Annotated in this window: 18 protein-coding genes and 1 pseudogene; 5 read left to right on the top strand and 14 right to left on the bottom strand. The window is 57.0% G+C overall.

Translation table 11 applies throughout. The annotated features are described in order from the left end of the window. Nucleotides 1-463 precede the first annotated feature (463 nt). The 9 genes and pseudogenes from DIE16_RS37610 to DIE16_RS35490 form a co-directional block, all read right to left on the bottom strand. Nucleotides 464-595 (bottom strand): annotated as a pseudogene (locus tag DIE16_RS37610) (IS3 family transposase); the annotation flags it as partial. Beyond that, nucleotides 558-953: a RidA family protein gene (locus DIE16_RS35525; protein WP_124894381.1), complete on the bottom strand. Its 396-nt coding sequence runs from the start codon at nt 951-953 to the stop codon at nt 558-560. The pseudogene DIE16_RS37610 and the gene DIE16_RS35525, both read right to left, overlap by 38 nt. Then, nucleotides 950-2,350, bottom strand: coding sequence for an FAD-dependent oxidoreductase (locus DIE16_RS35520; RefSeq protein WP_311769736.1), 1,401 nt, complete (start codon nt 2,348-2,350; stop codon nt 950-952). Before DIE16_RS35520 ends, DIE16_RS35525 begins: the two co-directional genes overlap by 4 nt. 8 nt (nt 2,351-2,358) lie before the next feature. Continuing rightward, nucleotides 2,359-2,664: a (2Fe-2S)-binding protein gene (locus DIE16_RS35515; RefSeq protein ID WP_124894379.1), complete on the bottom strand. Its 306-nt coding sequence runs from the start codon at nt 2,662-2,664 to the stop codon at nt 2,359-2,361. Continuing rightward, nucleotides 2,642-3,766, bottom strand: coding sequence for an FAD-binding oxidoreductase (locus DIE16_RS35510; protein WP_124894378.1), 1,125 nt, complete (start codon nt 3,764-3,766; stop codon nt 2,642-2,644). The genes DIE16_RS35515 and DIE16_RS35510 overlap by 23 nt, the downstream gene beginning before the upstream one ends. Beyond that, nucleotides 3,763-4,557: an ABC transporter permease gene (locus tag DIE16_RS35505; RefSeq protein ID WP_124894377.1), complete on the bottom strand. Its 795-nt coding sequence runs from the start codon at nt 4,555-4,557 to the stop codon at nt 3,763-3,765. Before DIE16_RS35505 ends, DIE16_RS35510 begins: the two co-directional genes overlap by 4 nt. Next, nucleotides 4,557-5,408: an ABC transporter permease gene (locus DIE16_RS35500; protein WP_124894376.1), complete on the bottom strand. Its 852-nt coding sequence runs from the start codon at nt 5,406-5,408 to the stop codon at nt 4,557-4,559. The genes DIE16_RS35505 and DIE16_RS35500 overlap by 1 nt, the downstream gene beginning before the upstream one ends. Further along, nucleotides 5,408-6,445: an ABC transporter ATP-binding protein gene (locus DIE16_RS35495; protein ID WP_124894375.1), complete on the bottom strand. Its 1,038-nt coding sequence runs from the start codon at nt 6,443-6,445 to the stop codon at nt 5,408-5,410. Before DIE16_RS35495 ends, DIE16_RS35500 begins: the two co-directional genes overlap by 1 nt. Nucleotides 6,446-6,457: 12 nt before the next feature. Next, a complete protein-coding gene (locus DIE16_RS35490) occupies nt 6,458-7,510 on the bottom strand; it encodes an ABC transporter substrate-binding protein (RefSeq protein WP_311769735.1) in 1,053 nt (350 codons plus the stop codon). 138 nt (nt 7,511-7,648) lie between these two features. Between DIE16_RS35490 and DIE16_RS35485 the strand changes: the two genes are divergently transcribed. Together DIE16_RS35485 and DIE16_RS35475 are read left to right on the top strand one after the other, a co-directional pair. Then, the gene (locus DIE16_RS35485) at nt 7,649-8,575 is read left to right on the top strand and encodes a LysR substrate-binding domain-containing protein (RefSeq protein WP_124894374.1); all 927 of its coding nucleotides are present in this window, start codon (nt 7,649-7,651) and stop codon (nt 8,573-8,575) included. Between the two features lie 437 nt (nt 8,576-9,012). Further along, nucleotides 9,013-9,474 (top strand): Lrp/AsnC family transcriptional regulator, encoded by a 462-nt coding sequence (locus tag DIE16_RS35475; RefSeq protein ID WP_124634060.1) that lies wholly within the window; start codon nt 9,013-9,015, stop codon nt 9,472-9,474. A gap of 33 nt (nt 9,475-9,507) precedes the next feature. Here DIE16_RS35475 and DIE16_RS35470 read toward each other — a convergent pair whose 3' ends face one another. Next, nucleotides 9,508-10,191 carry a response regulator transcription factor gene (locus tag DIE16_RS35470; protein WP_124634059.1) on the bottom strand — a complete coding sequence of 228 codons (684 nt, stop codon included), beginning with the start codon at nt 10,189-10,191 and terminating at the stop codon, nt 9,508-9,510. 730 nt (nt 10,192-10,921) lie between these two features. Here DIE16_RS35470 and DIE16_RS35465 point away from each other — a divergent pair. The 3 genes from DIE16_RS35465 (at nt 10,922) to DIE16_RS35455 (ending at nt 12,868) form a co-directional block, all read left to right on the top strand. Further along, complete coding sequence (locus DIE16_RS35465; protein ID WP_124634058.1) at nt 10,922-11,548, top strand: LysE family translocator; 627 nt, start codon at nt 10,922-10,924, stop codon at nt 11,546-11,548. A 172-nt stretch (nt 11,549-11,720) separates the two neighbouring features. Further along, the gene (locus DIE16_RS35460) at nt 11,721-12,017 is read left to right on the top strand and encodes an H-NS family nucleoid-associated regulatory protein (protein ID WP_124894373.1); all 297 of its coding nucleotides are present in this window, start codon (nt 11,721-11,723) and stop codon (nt 12,015-12,017) included. A 167-nt stretch (nt 12,018-12,184) separates the two neighbouring features. After that, nucleotides 12,185-12,868, top strand: a complete 684-nt coding sequence (locus DIE16_RS35455; protein WP_124634056.1) for a response regulator transcription factor — start codon at nt 12,185-12,187, stop codon at nt 12,866-12,868. Nucleotides 12,869-13,330: 462 nt separating this feature from the next. Here DIE16_RS35455 and DIE16_RS35445 read toward each other — a convergent pair whose 3' ends face one another. The 4 genes from DIE16_RS35445 to DIE16_RS35430 all read right to left on the bottom strand — a co-directional run. After that, nucleotides 13,331-14,524 carry a DUF2827 domain-containing protein gene (locus tag DIE16_RS35445; protein ID WP_124894372.1) on the bottom strand — a complete coding sequence of 398 codons (1,194 nt, stop codon included), beginning with the start codon at nt 14,522-14,524 and terminating at the stop codon, nt 13,331-13,333. Between the two features lie 67 nt (nt 14,525-14,591). Next, complete coding sequence (locus DIE16_RS35440; protein ID WP_185735552.1) at nt 14,592-15,680, bottom strand: EAL domain-containing protein; 1,089 nt, start codon at nt 15,678-15,680, stop codon at nt 14,592-14,594. Nucleotides 15,681-15,792: 112 nt separating this feature from the next. Further along, nucleotides 15,793-16,932, bottom strand: a complete 1,140-nt coding sequence (locus tag DIE16_RS35435; RefSeq protein ID WP_124894370.1) for a DUF2827 domain-containing protein — start codon at nt 16,930-16,932, stop codon at nt 15,793-15,795. Between the two features lie 229 nt (nt 16,933-17,161). After that, a partial coding sequence (locus DIE16_RS35430) for a YadA family autotransporter adhesin (protein WP_185735551.1) occupies nt 17,162-18,278 on the bottom strand: 1,117 nt, incomplete at its 5' end.

Genomic DNA, 18,278 nt, shown 5'->3' with positions numbered 1-18,278 from the left:
GGGCTTACGGGTACCGCGACGACGAATACTTCTTCCTCAAGATCCGCGCCGCGTTCCCCGGTAATCCTCGATGAACCTATTTTTTTCGAAGCCGAGCCCAGACCGATCGTCGATACATTGCTGCACACCTGAGGTCGAACCTGTACACACGCGAAGTGCTGTATGCACCTGACGATCGGCGCCGAAGCACGACTCATGTTGATGCAAACTACGCAACGACGCTCTCTTGCGATCGGCGGCAAGAGTTCGAGTGGTCGAGCCACAAACCGCACGCCAGTTGATGACTTGCTGTCAGACGTTGAGCACGGACAATCATCATGCTGCCGACACGTCAACACCCTCGGTGAGTGTCGACCCGCTTGAGCAGATTCGGAAAGCGGCAGCGACTGCCTACTGGCATCGATATACGTTGCCCGAAAGGGTATCGTTCGTTTGCGCCAGGTAGACGAACCTTACTAGACTCCGGCTGGCCCTGTTTGCAGGGGGCAGGTGACAGCAGTGACACGTCGTCCTCGGCACGTAGGCGCTTGCCTACTTCGATGGTCAGTGCTTCACGACTAAAGATGTCTACGATCGTTAGGGCTGCCAGGCGGGTACGCTATGGCAGCCGTGATCGTTACTTCGACCAGCAGTTCTTCCGAGGCAAGATGCGCCTGGACGGTAGCGCGTGCAGGAGCCGCGCCGCTCGGAATCCACGCCTCCCAAACCTCATTCATCCCCCCGAAATCACGAATGTTTCGCAGAAAAATCATCGCAGTCAAGATTCTGGAACGATCGCTGCCGGCCTTTGCCAACAGTGCATCCACTCGCGACAGCACCTCACGGGTCTGATCGGCGATGCTGCCGGCAGCTGCTCCTTTAGCAGTTTGTCCACAAAGATAAATAGTGTTCTCGTGTCGGACGATCTTGCTCATGCGAGGCGTAACGTCAAACCGTTCAATTTGAGTTGTCATTCCGAACCGTCCTCAATGATAGTTGTTTCGTTGGCATCTGAATCTAGCGCTGCCAGTGAACGTAGTGGAATTGGTTTGATGGGAGCCCGGACACGATAAGCTCCAATTTCCTGCGGTGAGACACCGCGCGCGTCGGCCAATATTTGTGTCACGGTGATACCGCACATGCGTCCTTGGCAAGGCCCCATACCGCACCGGCTGAAGAACTTGGTCTGATTTGGTCCCACACAACCGAGTCGCGCCATTTCGCGCACCCGACCGGCATCCACTTCTTCGCAGCGACAGACCAGTGCCTCGTCATTCGGAGACCCTATCCATTCCGGCGGCCGATATAGAGCGTCCAGGAACGGACGAACGGCACGCTCATTCATGAGACGTCGTAACCAGGGCGAAGCCAGCTTATCCCGCTCTGCAACGTCAATGCGTTCCAAGGCGTGAGCGATTCCAAGTGCCGCGAGTACACCGCCAGCCTCAGCCGCACGCGCACCGTCAATTCCGCCTCCGTCGCCAGCAATCCACACACCCTCTAACGCACTCATACCCCAGCTATCCCGATCTGGACGCCAGGCGAGTTGAGCTTCGCTCCAGGAGTGCCTCAACCCCAACAAGCGCGTTAACTGCGAGTTTGGGACAACGCCGTGATGAAGGAGAACGCCGTCTGCCGCTAATGTGACTTTCTTTCCGCGATGCAGAAATTGCACCTCATGCACGCGATACTCGCCCTGAATCGAGACTTCGGTCGCGCATTTATACCGAGGTATTCCGGACCAGCGCAGCTTCGCTAGCATGCGCAGCCCTTTGAATAGCGGACCGGGGGCGCGGAACGCAGCGGGCAAATGTCGCAGCGCGCGAGTCCAATTTTCAATAGGCGCAGTCTCGACCAGTGCGGCCACATGCGCTCCAGCCGTAAGCAACTGACATGCGACGAGAAGCAGAAGCGGGCCGGCGCCCACGAGGACAATCCGTCCGTCTGGAATCGAAGGACCTGACTTCAGCGCAATTTGCGCGGCGCCAGCGTTCAGCACGCCTGGTAGTGTCCATCCTGGAACGGGCGATGGCCGCTCCTGAGCGCCGGTAGCGATAAGCAGATGGGGAGCCTGCAGGCGCTCAGACCGGCCCGCTACGTTTAACGTAACGTTTCGATTCTGGTCAACGTCCCATACTAATGCGCCAACGCGTACGTCTACATCAGTCTGGCTCAGCCGCGTCAGCAGCGCGCTACCCGCTACATAGTCACGCCCAAGGATTGTCTTGATTGACGAATCGACTACGCCGATGTTCCGATAGATCTGCCCACCAGGCCTAGGCTGCTCATCAATAAGCGCAACCTTCAATCCCAACTCACTAGCAGTCGCAGCTGCCGCCATTCCCGCTGGGCCTGCACCAACTACTATCATGTCATGCGTCATTTCACTTCTCCGGCGCGACGAGCCCCGCTCTGCAGGCGCACGTTCATGCCCTCCCGTACTTCGAGCATGCAGGCCTGAACGTTTGGCTGACCGTCAACCTCGACGAGGCACTCGAAGCAGACACCCATGAGGCAAAGCGGCCCTCTTGGCGAGCCGGAAACGGGTGTTGTACGCGTGTGATCAATCCCGGCATCGAGCAACGCAAGTGCAAGCGTATCGCCATCACGCGCTTCGACCGTACGACCCTCGACAGTCAGCGTTATGGTTCGCCGCGGCGATTCAGTTTGTAGAGGTCTGAACATGGAAACGATTTGCCCTGAAATATTGAACGTCCGCGGGCGCCTCCGCGCCGCAAATCCAGTCTGATATTGCGCCGGCATGGTGCGCGGCCAAGGTAATTCCGCTATGACATGTGACGAGATATGCTCCAGGGCACTCTTGTGACACGTCGTATATCGGATAGCCGTCAGGCGTCATAACGCGCAATGCTCCCCAGGCACGTACGACGTTGACGGTCTTCAGCAGGGGGAAATACCGCACTGCGTTCCTTGCAATCCGTCCGAGTTCTTTCACGGTAGTTGCATCATTGAACCCAACGTCTTCCTTCGAATCTCCGATCTGAATGACACCCTCACCAGTCTGCCGCACGTGCAAAGTTGGATAACGCAGAAACGGTTGCATCCGCTCGGTCACAAGAATTTGTCCACGTACAGGTTCGACGGGCGCATGCATGCCGACCATAGGCGCCAATACACGATTGCCCAGGCCCGCCGCAAGCACAATGCGGCTTGCGGCATACCGGCCCTTCTGGGTCCTCACATGAAATTCACCCCCGCGGCAGTCGATTGCCTCGACATTTTCTCCGGTGATCAACTTGCCACCGAGGTTCGAGAACCCCTGCACCAAGGCACGAAGAAGTCTCAGGGGACTCACATGACCGTCGAGAGGCGAGAAAATCGCCCCGGCGACGTCGGGACCGACTTCCGGAATGTGCGCTCGTACCTCGTCCGCATTCAGGAGTTCGTAGGGATAGCTGCTCCCGAGCGAGTCACGAACGCGGTCCATATCAGCGGCCCAGCGCGTCAATTCGTTCTCGCTAAAACTCAATCGCATACCGCCCACTTGCGACAGTTGGACGTTGACGCCCGACTGCCTAGTCAACTCCGCGGCGAACTCGGGCCACTGCGCGGCCGACGTTACACTCAATCTCGCGTACCGTGGCTCCGTGACTCCTTTTCCCTGGACCCACACCAGACCAAAGTTTCCTCGAGTCGCCCGAAAGACATCGTCGCCTTGGTCCAGCACGATTACCCGCCGCCCGGCTCGCTCCAGGCCGTAAGCGACAGACATCCCGCTTACACCTCCGCCGATCACCAAAATGTCAGTTGAAGAGTCGGTCTTCATGTTTTTCCAGATAGAACACGGTCAAGACCGAAGAACCGGTCAAGCACAATCAGCAGAAAAAGTGTCATTGCGATAAGGACAGTGGATACGGACGCCAGAAGCGGGTCGATCGTATTGGCGATGTAGTTGTACATCTTGACGGGAAGCGTCTCGGTCGCTGCGGAGCTGACAAAGATGGACATTGTCAGTTCGTCGAAGCTCGTGACGAACGCAATCAGCCAGCCACCTGCAACGCCCGAAATGATCAACGGCAGCTCAATACGACGAAATGTGATCCATCCGGATGCGCCTAACGTCTGTGCAGCGTGGGTTATGGAACGATCGAATCCCGCGGCTGAGGCGACTACGAGTCGCAAGGCATAGGGCAGGATGACCAGGACGTGACCCAAAACAAGCGTCGACATGGAACCCGCAATGTTCAACTGGGAAAAAAAGCGCAGAAGCGCAATGCCCAACACAACGTTTGGAACCATCAGAGGCGAGAGAATAAGACTCATCACCGCGTCCCTTCCCCAGAAGCGGAACCACGCGATCGCCAACCCGGCTGGTACGGCCAGGACTGTCGCGATAGTTGCTGCGCCAGCTGCAAGACCCACGCTTCGTTGAAACGCCTCGATAAAATCAGGTGCGTCGAGTATCGCGCGATACCACCGCAACGACGCGCCATCGAATGGCATTGAAACGTATCCCTTATCTGTAAACGAAACAAGTACGACTACAACGAGCGGCGCGAGCATGAAGCAGGCGAAAACCACATGAAACGCGAGAAGGTAGGATGGGGTTTTGCGCATCAAAACACCTGTCTGTAGCGACGTTCAACGTAACGTCCGACACCGACCGAAATGATCAACACGGCGGCCATCAGCACCACCGCGATAGCCGTTCCCAGCGGCCAGTTGAGGCTGCTCAGAATCTCGTCATAAATAGTCGTTGGAACGACCTTGAGTCGACGACCGCCGATGATTGCCGGGGTAGCAAACGCGCTAGCAGTTAACGCGAACACGACCAGTCCGCCAGAAAGCACGCCAGGAATCACTTGCGGCAGTACGATTCGACGCAATACCGTCGGAGACGATGCTCCCAATGTTTCCGCTGCACTTTCAGTCGAAACATCCATCCGCTGCAACGAAGTCCAGACCGCCAACACCATGAATGGAACCTGCACATGTACGAGCCCCACCACGACACCAGAAAATGTAAACATCATCTTCACCGGTGTATCGACGAACCCAAATTTCATCAACATCGTATTCAGTAATCCTTCGTTGCCTAGCAGCACTGCCCAGCCAAGCGTACGTACGACCACAGACATGAGAAGGGGACCGATGACGACGAACATCGACAACGCTCTCCACCGCGGTGTTAACCGACTTAGGACGTACGCTTCTGGCACCCCGACGAGGATGCACAGCACCGTTACGAGCGACGCGAGCCCGAACGTCCGTGCGAAAATTCCGCGGTAATACGGGTCGCCGACAACCTGCGTGTATTGATACAGCGTTAATTGCGCACCCTCAACCGGAGGGGTTGGATGCAGGCTCTGAGACAGGATGAGAACAAGCGGAATTGCAACGAAAGCAAGCATCAACAGAGATGCGGGCGTTGCCAGCCAGTAAGGTAGTCGGTTGCGTACTGAATCCATTAGCGTTCACCTTTCGCAACGACGCACACGTGCTCGGACTCCCAACAGAGGCCTATCTTTGAACCTTCGGCTACGGGCGGATTTCCACCGTTTATCTGCATGTATTGAATTACCCCCAGCGGAGTTTGCACGTTCAGCAACCAGTGGTTTCCGAGGAATGTCCGCCCGACGACCTCGCCAGAAATGTACGCGCCTTCAGTACTTTCTCGAATTTTCTCAGGCCGGACGATGTAGTCGACCTCGCCCGTCTGCGCGTCGCTCAAACAGGGAAGGCGAGTCCCATTAACGTCGACAGCACGGCCTGAATTGAAGCCGCTTAGAACATTGGCTTTGCCGAGAAACTTCGACACAAACCTTCCGTTAGGTGCCTCGTACATTTCGAACGGAGTCGCGACCTGCTGGACAGCGCCCTTGTTCATCAGGACAACACGGTCGGCCAACGTCATCGCTTCAGCCTGATCGTGAGTCACCATCACGGTGGTGATGCCGAGGCGCTCCTGCAACGCCCTCAATTCCACCTGCATGTCCTCCCGGAGTTTCGCGTCAAGCGCGCCCATTGGCTCGTCAAGCAGAAGCACACGAGGTTCAATGACGAGCGCACGCGCCATGGCGACCCGCTGGCGCTGGCCGCCGGAGAGGTCGCGCGGGAAGCGCTGACCAAACCTCTCAAGATGCACGAGTTCGAGCGCCTCTTGTACCCGCTTCTTTCGGTCAGCAGATGGCACTCGACGCATTTCGAGACCAAAACTGATGTTCTCTTGCACCGTCATATGAGGAAACAGTGCGTAACTCTGGAAGACGATACCCAGCCCCCGTGCACTCGGCTTTACGTTCGTTATGTCCTCGCCATCGAGAAGGATCCTCCCGGACGTCGGAGTAACAAGCCCTGCCACCATCTGGAGCGTCGTTGTCTTCCCACAACCAGAGGGTCCAAGCAAGCAGACAAACTCTCCCCGCTCGATGGAAAGAGTACATTCTTTGACCGCTTCGAAATCGTCGTACCGTTTCACCAAGCCATTCAGCTGTAGATAACTCACGTCTGATACCCTTTAGTGTTCGATCGACCGATTCCAGCGCGCCGTCCACTCGGCTCGCTTCACATTAACGACGTCGTAGTTCGGCATAATCAACGACTTGACCTTGTCCGGACCGGAAACAACCTTTGCCGCTACCCTTGGAGGCAGCGTGACCGTCTTGTTCACCGGACCCCAGGCGGACACGGTTGCAAAACTCGTCTGCGCCTCCGGGGAAACGAGAAATTGCAGGAAGCGTTGTGCGAGTGCCGGTTGCGGTGCTCCTGCTACGGGACAGGCTGCGCTCATCAACGCGAAGGCTCCTTCCTTCGGATACACGAACGCCACTGGAGCTCCCTGATTAATCACGTCCTGGACGCGACCGTTTCCCCAGACTGCAAGCGCAGCTTCACCGGTCTGCAGCATCTGCGCCATATTTCCTGGCGACGGCTCCCATGCGAGAACATTGGGGCTGATTTTCTTCGTGAGGACCTGAAACCCTGGATCGATGTTCGTTTCACTGCCGCCGTTGATCCGTGCCATCATCAACAATGTCAGAAGGCCGTATCCGTTACTGATCGGGGGGATGACGACCTTGCCCTGATATTTCGGGTCGGTTAGATCACTCCACGAGGTGGGCGGCGCCCATCCCCGCTTAGTGAAGACGTCCTTGTTGTAGACGAGGCCAACGGAGAGCATTCCTATGCCCACGGAGCGATCGCCGGCCATTCTGGCGAGGGGATAAAGGTCTCGCACAGAGCCAGTTTGTTCGACTGGCGCGCAGAGGCCTTGACCGACAGCCTGGTACATCGGGCCATCATCAACAATCGCCACGGAAAGCTCCTGGCGTCCTTTCTGCGCCTGCAGCTTCGCGAGGATATCGGTCGAGTTGCCCGCGACGTATACGACCTTGACGCCTGCCTCTTTTTTTTCAAACTCGGGAATGAGCTTTTCCCTGAGCAACTTCTCGACCGAGCCGCCATACCCTCCCACGTAGATCGTCGTATCCGCATTCGCGTTGCTGGCGAGCGCCGCCATGGCGAGCGCCGCCATGGCAAGCGTGCTTATGACTTTTAGATATGTATTCAACGGCTTGTCTCCGGAGGAAGTCTAGGGATAAACCCTTACAATTGGTAGGCGCGAGCGGCGGAAATGACTGAATCGTAGTAGTTACAAAATACGAAGAACATGTAAAACTTCGCACCTGCATATGCATGGATGTTATATATGAGAAACGCACCTAATCTTCGCCATATCGAGGCATTTCGAGCCGTCATGCTGACAGGCACCGTCGTGGGCGCGGCGAGTCTGACGAATGTGACGCAACCGGCAGTTAGCCGGACAATCGCCCTTCTGGAGCTTCAACTTGGCTTCAAGCTTTTTGAGAGGCGAGGAAGGCGGCTCTTTCCGACTGCCGAGGCACAGACCCTCTACCGCGAGGTCGAGAGGCATTACATCGGCGCAGAGCGAATTGGGCAGGCTGCACAGGACATTCGATTTCAGCGAGCGGGGGCCGTACGAGTCGCATCGCTCCCCGCACTCTCGCTATCGGTCGTCCCTCGAGCATTGAGCATGCTGTTGCAGTCGCGGCCGTCGGTCACTGCAACGGTTCAAAGCCTTCCGTCCAGGCAGATTGCCGAGCTGGTTTCCACCGGTCAATATGACGTGGGAATTGTCGAACCCCCCGTGTCGCGCGCCTCTGTTATCGTTGAACCACTCCCGCATGGGAATTCTGTCGTTATCATGCCGCGGGAGCATCGGCTGGCATCGAACAAAAGCGTTAGCTTTGGAGACTTACACGAGGAGCGGATGGTGCTGGTGTCGCAACATAGCTACGTTCGTTACCAGATTGACGAAGCGCTGTCGCAAGCGAATGCTTTTCCGAATGTCGTCGCGGAAACGCCGAATTCGCTCATCGCAGCAGCGCTGGTTGCCCAGGGGCTCGGAATCTCCATCGTATCGGGATGGACTGCCGAGGTTTTTGCTCACGGCGACATTGTCACAAGGCCGCTCGAGGGCGCACTTGCTTCGCGTTTAGCTATTATCTTCCCGGAGTCAACGGCTATATCCTCGCTCGCAAGGGCGTTCGCTACAGAAGTGGCGAACGCCCTCTCGCATGAAACAGATTTGGGCGCGGAGAGCGGAGGACGGTAAGCATGTCCCGTGCACCGTCTCGACGCTATCAAAGGAAATTGCCAGAGTAGTCCTCTCCAAAGTGGAGGGGATCGAAGTGACAACAGACGCACCGAAGAGAACATCACGCAAAGGCATCGCGAATCACCCGATCAAATTTCGACGGCATCTGGCCAAGCTGGTCCTCTTACTCAATGCGTACCGAAATCTCCGTTGCGCAGGTAGGGCCGTGCTGTATTGCGCGATAGATCAGTTTTACTGTGCCATCTCTCGCACCGCCGGCACCGTCTTCCTAGTGCCTTGATTTCCCCCACTTGCGCCCAAGTCACAGTCGTCGGCAAACGTAGTAATCCTCTCCACTGGGTCAACTTTGCGTCGACGCTAACAATTTGACCAACACACCGGCCATACTGGACGCTATCATCCAATTCATCCGGGTAACGTAGCCATACACACCAATGAAGCTCGATGCAATCGACAAACGCATACTTCGTGCGTTGCAACAAAATTCGAACCAGACGAATGCGGAGCTCGCACAGCAGGCAGGGCTCTCGCCCACGCCCTGCTTGCGCCGCGTCCACCTCCTCGAGGAGCATGGCGTCATCAACGGGTACGTCGCACTGCTCAATCCCGCGGCGATTGACCTAAAGTTTTCAACGTTTGTGCGGATCACGCTGGACCGCCAGGACAAAACCACGGTCGAGCGCTTCGCGCGCGAAATCGAAAAAGCGCCGGAGGTCCTCGAGTGCCACTTAATGGCCGGCAGTTACGACTATCTGCTACGCATCATCGCGAAGGATCTCGATGACTACCAGCGCTTCCAGATGGAGACACTCACGAAAATCGACGGAGTGCGGAACGTCCAAACCGAGATTCCGCTCAGGCAAATCAAACATACGACGCGCCTGCCGATTGGATAACCCTCAAGGCAACCAACCTCACACATGAAGCGACTAGACCGTTTCAAGTCGATAGCCAACCGTATAGACAGACTTCAACGAAATTCCGTTCTCGGCGCGAAGTACGAGCTTGCTCCTGATACGATAAACGTGAGTGTCTAGTGACCGCGAGTATCTATCCTCGCTCTTTCCCCAAAGAACTTTAAAAATATGCTCTCGTGGAACTGCACGCCCAAGGTTTTTGAACAGAATGGCAGCAAGTCCAAATTCCTTGTCGGTCAACGGAATCTTGATACCTTTCAAGTAAATACTCTTTATTTTCTCGTCGAGCAAATAGTTCCCAACCTCGATCAGATCCGGAAGTTCGCATCGAGGCTTGGCTCGGCGGGTGTTCGACCTCACCCTTGCCCAGAGGACCTCCGGGCCGACAGGCTTGAGAATGTAGTCGTCGGCCCCGGCGTTCAACGCCTCAGCGACACATTGCTCGAATGTCCGGTTCGTCAAGAATAACACCGGCAGGCTGTCTCCGATGTTGCGGCGAATCCATTTAAGCACATCCATTCCCGACATAAATGGAGCCGCCCAGTCGAGAATAACGAGATCGAATATCGATTTTTCGAGTTTTCGTACCGCTGACGCGCCATCCCGGCAAACTTCGACTTGGCATCCATTCTGGCCCAATGTCAGACTGACAAAATCCGACATAGCGGCATCATCTTGCAGCAATAGTATCTTCATTGAAATAATTCAATTTGAATGGCATTCACGCACATCTCGAAAGATGTGCATCTCGACAATCAAGATACGTCTCGAATACATGCCGGCCATTGGTCACGCTCACGGCCGCCCACACGCAACCTCGCGCAGGAACGAAAATATTCGTCTGGCTAAAGCAAAATCGATGAAAACAGATTAGGCGCTTCGAGATCAGCTTGATTAAAATCAGTCACAGATATTTTCAATTGACTGATTGGTAGCGAGATTATTCCTCTTGCCCAATAGAAATTGGATGCAAATATGATCAATCCCCACATTGAAATTGGAGCAAATCCTCTCGAAAGATCCGTCTAGTAGTGAAATGCTCCAACACGGCTCTGGAGGGTCAACGGCTCCACTTTTGCGTGATCACGTGGACTTTTAATCAGACAAATAGGCGTCACGTCGTTCGCCTTCTTTTGACCGGTTGGCCGCCTGCTCGCAGCGTGTCGCGGGAAAATTTTCCGCGATGGTCATCCGCGTTGCTTGCAGCCGCTTGCAGCCGCTTGCAGCACTTGGAGGGTCCAGAATTGCATAAGCTCAAGCTTCGATCGAACGACTCGGGAATAGCCAAATCATCCAAAATTGACAATAGTTGTAGAGGAAAATGCATCCAATCTCTATTGGAAGGTCGCGATAATCCACTGGCACACCCGTCTGCATCATGCAGCACGGTCCTCGTCAAGCGGTCTTCTCCAAGGAGAGATATCTCATGTTGCATCTTTCGTGGTTGCCGTTCATCGCCACCTCACTTCTGATCATTCTTACCCCTGGCCAGGACATGGTTCTGGTGATGTCGCGGACGCTGTCGAGCGGTACTCGCGCGGGCATCGTTACCGCAGCCGGTGTCAGCATCGGACTCATCGTGCACACGATGCTCGCGACGCTCGGCGTGGGCGCACTGCTTCAAGCGTCCGCATGGCTATATACGTTGCTGAAGCTCGTCGGCGCACTGTACCTGCTGTACCTCGGGGTGATGCTTCTGCGCTCGCCTGGGGAGATAACGTTGTCGGGCAACCAAGGTGCACCGGTGTCCGCACTGCGCACCTTCATGCAAGGCGCACTGTCCAATGTATCCAATCCGAAAATTGTATTGTTCTACCTAGCCTTTCTGCCGCAATTCGCCCCCGCTGATTCGACGCGACCAATGCTGTCTATTTTCATACTAGGCGTCACATTCGCTGGCCTGACGTTTCTGGTCAAGGGACCGGTTGCACTGTTCGCCGGTCTACTATCCGCCTCGATCCGACGCAATCCTCGTATCCTTACCCGCATACACCGAACGAGCGGTGTCGTCTTGCTGGCGCTAGGCGTCAAGCTCGCACTCGAGCGTCAATGAATGCTGGTCGTACTCCACGCGTTGGAGTATGTCCAGCTCGAAAGGCACCCCGCACACGCCGGCAAATATTACTCGACCTATTTCACTCCTACATGTGACATTTGTTCAGAATTAATTTATAAACATTGAATATCATGTAGGCCATTGCGACAATTTTGATTTCCATTCAATCATGGAGTCCTATAAATCATACCTCAATAAAAAGGCAAAGCTTGAAGAAGAGTTACTTCAAGAGCGACGCCGGATAGTTCATTTCGTTATCGTCGAAATCCGGGAATGTATTGAGTCGTTCGAGCTAACTCCGGAAGATATATTTCCGAATTTTGGTAAAATATCAAGAAAGCGAAAGGCTAAATACTTCGACCCCAAAACGGGGCGCACTTGGTGTGGCGTCGGACGAGAACCGCTATGGCTTAGAGGTCGCGATTGGGGGGAATTTCTTATTGATAAACCTCGCGAAGAAAAATAGTCTATTTTCACACAAATCGCCTTGCCCGCAACCCGATACGTAAAATGATTCCCCCTTGAACACACGGGGATCGTCGTTTTCGGTAGTACACCAGTCAACAATAGACCGACTTGCTTTCTTGCAAGAACGAATACGGGTGATTTTTCACTCGAACAATAGTTCGCATAATGAAGATCCTTATACTCGAGGACGATATCGCCCACGCGAATTTCGTTCTCGATATATTGCACCGGCATGGGCACGACGTGCACTTTGCCAGCGATGGCGCGCGTGCCGTGCGCTTTCTCGAGAAATCTGTATTTGATCTGGTCATTCTGGACTGGGTCGTGCCGGTCATTTCCGGGCTCGATGTACTGCGCTGGATCCGAGCCAATCTCGGCCGCAAGGTTCTTGTCCTGTTCCTGACCAACCGGCTCCTCGAGCAGCATATCGCTGAAGCCCTGAACGCTGGCGCGGACGACTACGTCGCGAAGCCCGTCGGCTCCAATGAACTGATTGCGCGAATCAATGCGCTGGCACGACGGGTTCATGCAGGCGCGGAGCGGCAAGAGACGATTGTGGTCGGCGATTACATGGTGGACAACAACGGCAAATCCATCTATTTCAGGGGCGAAAAGATCGCCCTGACGCAGAAGGAATTCGATATCGCGTCCGCGCTGTTTCAGAGCGTTGGCCATGTCGTACCGCGCGACTATCTGATCAAGCTGATCTGGGGCAAGTCGGGCGACATGCTGTCGCGCTCGCTCGACACACACGTGTACCGCGTCCGCAGCAAACTTGCTTTGTCGGCAAAGAATGGGGTGGCGCTTAAATCGGTCTATACGATTGGCTATCGGCTTGAAATGGCTTGAACCGTCGGCTACGCGACTCCCGCCTAGGCGAACCTCAGCTTGTACGGCATGCTGCAGGCAATACAATTCGGTATGGGATCCGATTGGCCAATGTATGCGCCATGTAGTGGCTCAGGTGCCTGCGACCGTCGTCATCATGGCGGAAACTCAGCTTCTCGCTTAAATTCTCGCGCCGCTCTTCGGCGCAGCGCATAGTCGAAGTTCGCGTAGTGGATTCATGTGACCTGCGCCCCGTCGCGATAGATCACGACGCTGACAGACTTGTGTGCCGCATTCCGGCTATGAACGCGTCCTGGTCGGTACGTCCCTTCACGAATGCGGCGGCCTGGACCCACACTGCGCTGAACCGGTCCGCGTCGAGTTAGCTGAATACGGCGTCGGTATCGCACGGCGGCGCATCGGCCGATCCGTCACCGAATTACGCATGCGGTCCCAATGCCTGCGACGCGATTACGTACCCGCTCAACCATTTCGCGCGCAAGATGGGCGCAGCGCGGTCACGTTGCGGTCCGGAAAGAGCGACGTGATCGCGTCCGTATAGGCCGCGATGTTCTCGGGGTTGTAGATGCTGACCGAATCGAGCACGTGCTTCGACTGCTCGCGATATGCGTCGAGATTCGCGTCGTGCTCGGCGAACGCCTGCAGCAGCGCGCGGCCGCCGGCCTGGCAGTCGAAGTCGGGGTAGAAATACCCGGCCTTGCCGAGAAACGGCGAGTTGTGGATCAGCGGATAGTCACCGTACAGCAGCTCGTAGTACAGGTAGTTTTGCGCGTTTTCCCACGTGTGCGACACCACCGCGTCACCGTACGCGGCCATGAACTCGTACACCGCGTAGCGGCTTTCGAACGTCGTGATCCCGTGGTTCACGATGTCCAGGCTCTTCGCGAAGTGAATGAACGTCGTGTGATCCTTCAGGTGGATCGTGTTGCACACGCGCACGAATTCGAGGAATGCCGGGTTCGCGCGGTAAGCCTCCTCCGTGATCAGCATCGGAATGATGCTGGTCTTCACCATGCAGATGTTCGGCTCGAACATCGTTACGCGCCAGCGCGGCTTGCCGGGCTGATAGCCGAACGACAAACCGGCGCCGAGCGTCGCGCGCGCCTTGTCGAACAGCATCGGATGCCAGATGTGCGGGACGATCGTGACCGGCGCGCGCAGGCCCGTCTGGTAGTAGTGCAGGCACGAGCGCTCGAACTCGGGAATCGTCCACACCGCGTCGTACGGCGCACCGGAGAACAGGAAGCCCGACGGTTTGTCGAACATCGCGCGTTCGATGTCAATCACGTAGTCGTTGCCGACCCGCATCGTGACGACCTTGCCGCCACGATCGCGGAACGCGCGCAGGTAGTCCGCGCCGAACTGCGCGCTCATTTCGATCAGCGCGTCGCAGCGGTCCAGCGCTTCAGCCATCGACAGCAGCGGCACGTCCCATTCGCCGAGCATCATCTGCGGATCGGCGACCTGTTCGCCGCCGTTCACCATCACGGCATCCGCGACGAGCGGCGACTGGCGCAGCAGCAGGATCAGCAGCAGGCAGTTCTGGAAGATCCCGTTTTCCCACAGCGACTGGCCGGTGCCGCGCACGAACAGCGACACGCCGACGACGAGACGCTTGCCTGCACGCAGTGCCGAGTAAGTGTTTGACCTTGGCATGGATTGCTCTAGCTTAAGCGCCTTAACGTGATTAAATTTTCCGGCATCCGGTATAGCGTCCACGGTGTCACGTGTAGGCTTCCGATCCGATCGAACGCGCCAATGTCTGGCCATTGAGGCGGCCAAATACCGCAAAGCAATGAAGAAATTGTCCCGATATGTTTGATTGGCAAGACTTCATTCGCATCATGTCCATCATGCCGCTGTGCAGACTCGTGGCGATGGCGGAGCGCCTGCCGTACAACGCGCTGGAAAGTCCAACCATATAGGCAAGCTTCGCATCGTCTCGAATCTTTCGGTCGACCTGATGATCTATCAACGCGTCTGCCACACGTTCGAATTGCTGCATCGACCGATCCACCGCTCCGACCGTAGGACGCTGCGCTTTTTTCAATCGTCCCGGCTTGCCGGTATGGTACCCCTGCACCCATTGCGCCCCTGCCAACGAGGCCGCGAGTAGCCCGTCGACGCCTTCTATGCCCTCCACCACCACCTGCGGTGCGTGGTCCCGGGCACGGGCCACCAACTTTTTGAACTGATCGAACTGCGCCCCGGTATCCCCGTCCGTCGGCAACATGCGACCGGCAATCTTGATGATGTCGGGCGAAGAAATCCGAGCTCCATTCTCGACACTGAATCCGTCACCGAAATCGTCGACGGCGATGCTGCAGCCCATGGACTGCAGGCGCTCGACAAAGGCCCGCCCCGACACCGGCGACAGTTGCGTGGTCTCAGTAATCTCTACGACGAGACGACACGCAATGTCCGGCCTGCTCTCAAGCAAAAGCAGGAGGGATTCCCACCACCGAGCGTCATTCGCGCTCTGTGCGGAAATATTGACACCGAGGCGAAGGTCAACGTTCGACTCCATGAACTCTATGGCCATGCCCAAAACGTAGCGGTCGAGGAAACGCACGATTTGTAGTCGTTCTAGACTGGGAACGAATGCTGATGGATACCTGATCAGATGGTGGTCCGTGCCTAGAATGCGCACCAAACATTCGTGATACAGCACTTGCTCGCCGTCACACACGCTTAAAATGGGTTGTGCCCATAGCATCACCCGGTCCCGAGCAATCGCTGTCAACACCATGCCGGCGGCCCTCATGTCCGAATCCAAGTGAAACATCGAGTCATAAGCGAGAGCAGGTTGCATCAGCAACTTGACACAGCGACTCATACCGTCTCCATCCACGTAAATGATGACGATCTGCCTACCTCGCCGGGCGCTTGGCTGGCATTGGAGTACGACATGCGTATGCTCCGGTTCAGGCGACTAGACGCGAGACGAACGCGTCGAGGTTCGCGGGGTTGTCGATCGAGACCGACTGCAGCAGCCGGCCGGCTTTCGCGCGGTAGTCGTCGAGGCGTTCGTCGTGATGCAGCCACGCGTCGAGCAGCGCGCGGCCGCCTGCGGCGGCGTCGAAGTCCGGGTAGTAATAACCGGCGTCGCCGATCAGCGTCGAGTTGTGGATCAGCGGATAGCCGCCGTACAGCACGTCGTAATACAGATAGTTCTGCCCGTTTTCCCAGTGGTGCGACACGACCGCATCCGCGTGGCGCGCCATGAAGCCCGGCAGGTCGAGACGCGGTTCGAAGGTCGCCTTGTGCTGGCGGACGAGATCGAGGCTGTTCGCGAAGTGCACGAAGGTCGGATGTTCCTTCATGTGCATCGAGTTGACGACGAACATGTGCTGCACCGCGTCCGGCCGCGCACGGTAGAACTCGTCGCACGCGAGCATCGGGTAGTGGCAGGACTTCGCGACCGAGATGTTCGGTTCGAGCATCGCGAGGCACCACGGGCGGACGCCGGGCTGATAGCCGAACGTCGCACCTTCGCCGGCGAGCACGGCGACGCGGCGCTCGAGGAAATACGGCGACCAGATGTGTGGCAACAGGTGGACGGGCGCGCGCAGGATCGTCTGTAGCATCGGCGCCGCGGTCTTGTCGTATTGCGGCAGCAGCCACACTTCGTCGAAGGGCGCGCCGTTGAACACGTGTCCCGACGGTTTCCCGAAGATCGGCGTTTCGCACAGGCCCGCATAGACGTGCCCGCAGAAGAACGCGGCGATCTTCTTGCCGAGTGCCTTCATGTGCCGGAGCCATTCGACCGGCAGCTGCGCGCCCATCTCGATCACGACGTCGAGTTCGTGCGTTACGTCGGCGGGCTTCACGAGCGGAATGTCGAGGCCGTCGAGTTCAAGGCCGGCCGGGAGCGCGTTGGCGTCGCCGCCGTTCAGGAAATAGACGGGCCCGACGCGATCTGAGCGTTTGAGCATCATCGCGAGGAACGCAATGTTCTGGTGAATGCCGTTTTCCCAGATCATCTGGCCGTCGCGCGCAAACAGCGAGATGCCGACGGCCACGCGCGCGTCATCACGATTTCTGCTGGAGCGAGGACCGATCATTGCCTGCATCAAGAATTCTCTCGTAACGGTAGATTCGGGATCACTGCCCCGGAGGGAAGCGCCGGTTTCTACGGCTACGCACTAGGTAAATTAACAAACACCGTGCGATGGGTCGTCGGAACGTTTGTCCCGATCTCCCTGCGGCGTTCATACGGAAGATGTAACGAAATCTCGATTTTCGGCTCTCCAGGCGGCAGCACGAAGGCCGGCCCGGAGAGTCAATCACGAATTACCACTGGTACGAGACGCCTGCCCCGTACGTGCTACCACTACTGCTGACACCGACGCCAAGCTTCGCCTTCAGGTTGTCGCTGAACCGCACCGATACGCCCAGTGCAGTCGCCGCGTAACCTTGGTAACTCCCGCTCCCAATCCCGACCGCAATCGTTTTTCCGGGGTCCACTTCCGGAATCATGGTCAACGCTGTCGCCGCCGCAACACCCGAGTACGCGCGACGTGCCACCTCGTTGACGCTCGACTGGACACGCCACAGTTGGTTCATGTTGGCGGCGTCGGTTCCATCGATCCCAGGGGCAACGTTTGTCAAGCGACGTTCGTTGCCAGCGGAGCCGAAGGAAACGGTATTCGGCTGTGAAGCTACCGAACCTGCACCAATTGCAGCGGAATTCGGGGCGCTGGCCGTGCTGCCTTGTCCCACTGCCAGCGTGTTGAGACCCGAAGCCGTTGCCGCTTGGCCCAACGCGGTTGAGTTGTCGCCAGTTGCGGCCGCAGCTTGACCATTCGCCTTGGAGTTTTTACCGGAGGCAATCGCACCTTGCCCTTCGGCCGTCGAGTTTTCCCCCGATGCGGTTGCTCCTTGGCCGACCGCGGTCGAATTTGCCCCCGACGCGCTGGCACCTTGGCCCACCGCGGTGGAGTTCGGCGCGGCTGATGCACCAGCGCCGATCGCAGTGCTGCCGTCGGTAGTCTGGGTCTTGATCGACGTCAGCGGTGCCACTGCTGTAGAAAGGGATGCCAGGGCGTTGTCCGTTGTGGACAGTCCAGTTGAAAGCGAAGCAACGCTACTGTTCGTCGTGCTCAAGCCCGTCGACAGCGATGAAACGTTGCTATTTGTCGAACTAAGAGCGGACGATGTGGACGTAGACAACGAAGCCACACTGCTGTTGGTCGAGCTCAAGCCCGTCGACAATGAGCTGACACTGCTGGAAGTTGATGTCGACAGCGATGTCACGGTGCTGTTTGTCGTGCTCAAGCCGGTCGACAGCGAACCCACGCTCGATGCCGTCGAGGTCGACAGCGACGTGACCGTGCTGTCCGTGGTGCTCAGGCCGGTGGACAACGACGTGACACCACTGTGCGCCGTGCTAATGCCTGTCGACGCCGAC

This window comes from Burkholderia sp. Bp9090 (assembly GCF_003857985.1).
GTDB lineage: Bacteria > Pseudomonadota > Gammaproteobacteria > Burkholderiales > Burkholderiaceae > Burkholderia.
Note: the sequence above shows the minus strand (reverse complement) of the source record. Positions and strands in the feature narration are given on the sequence as shown.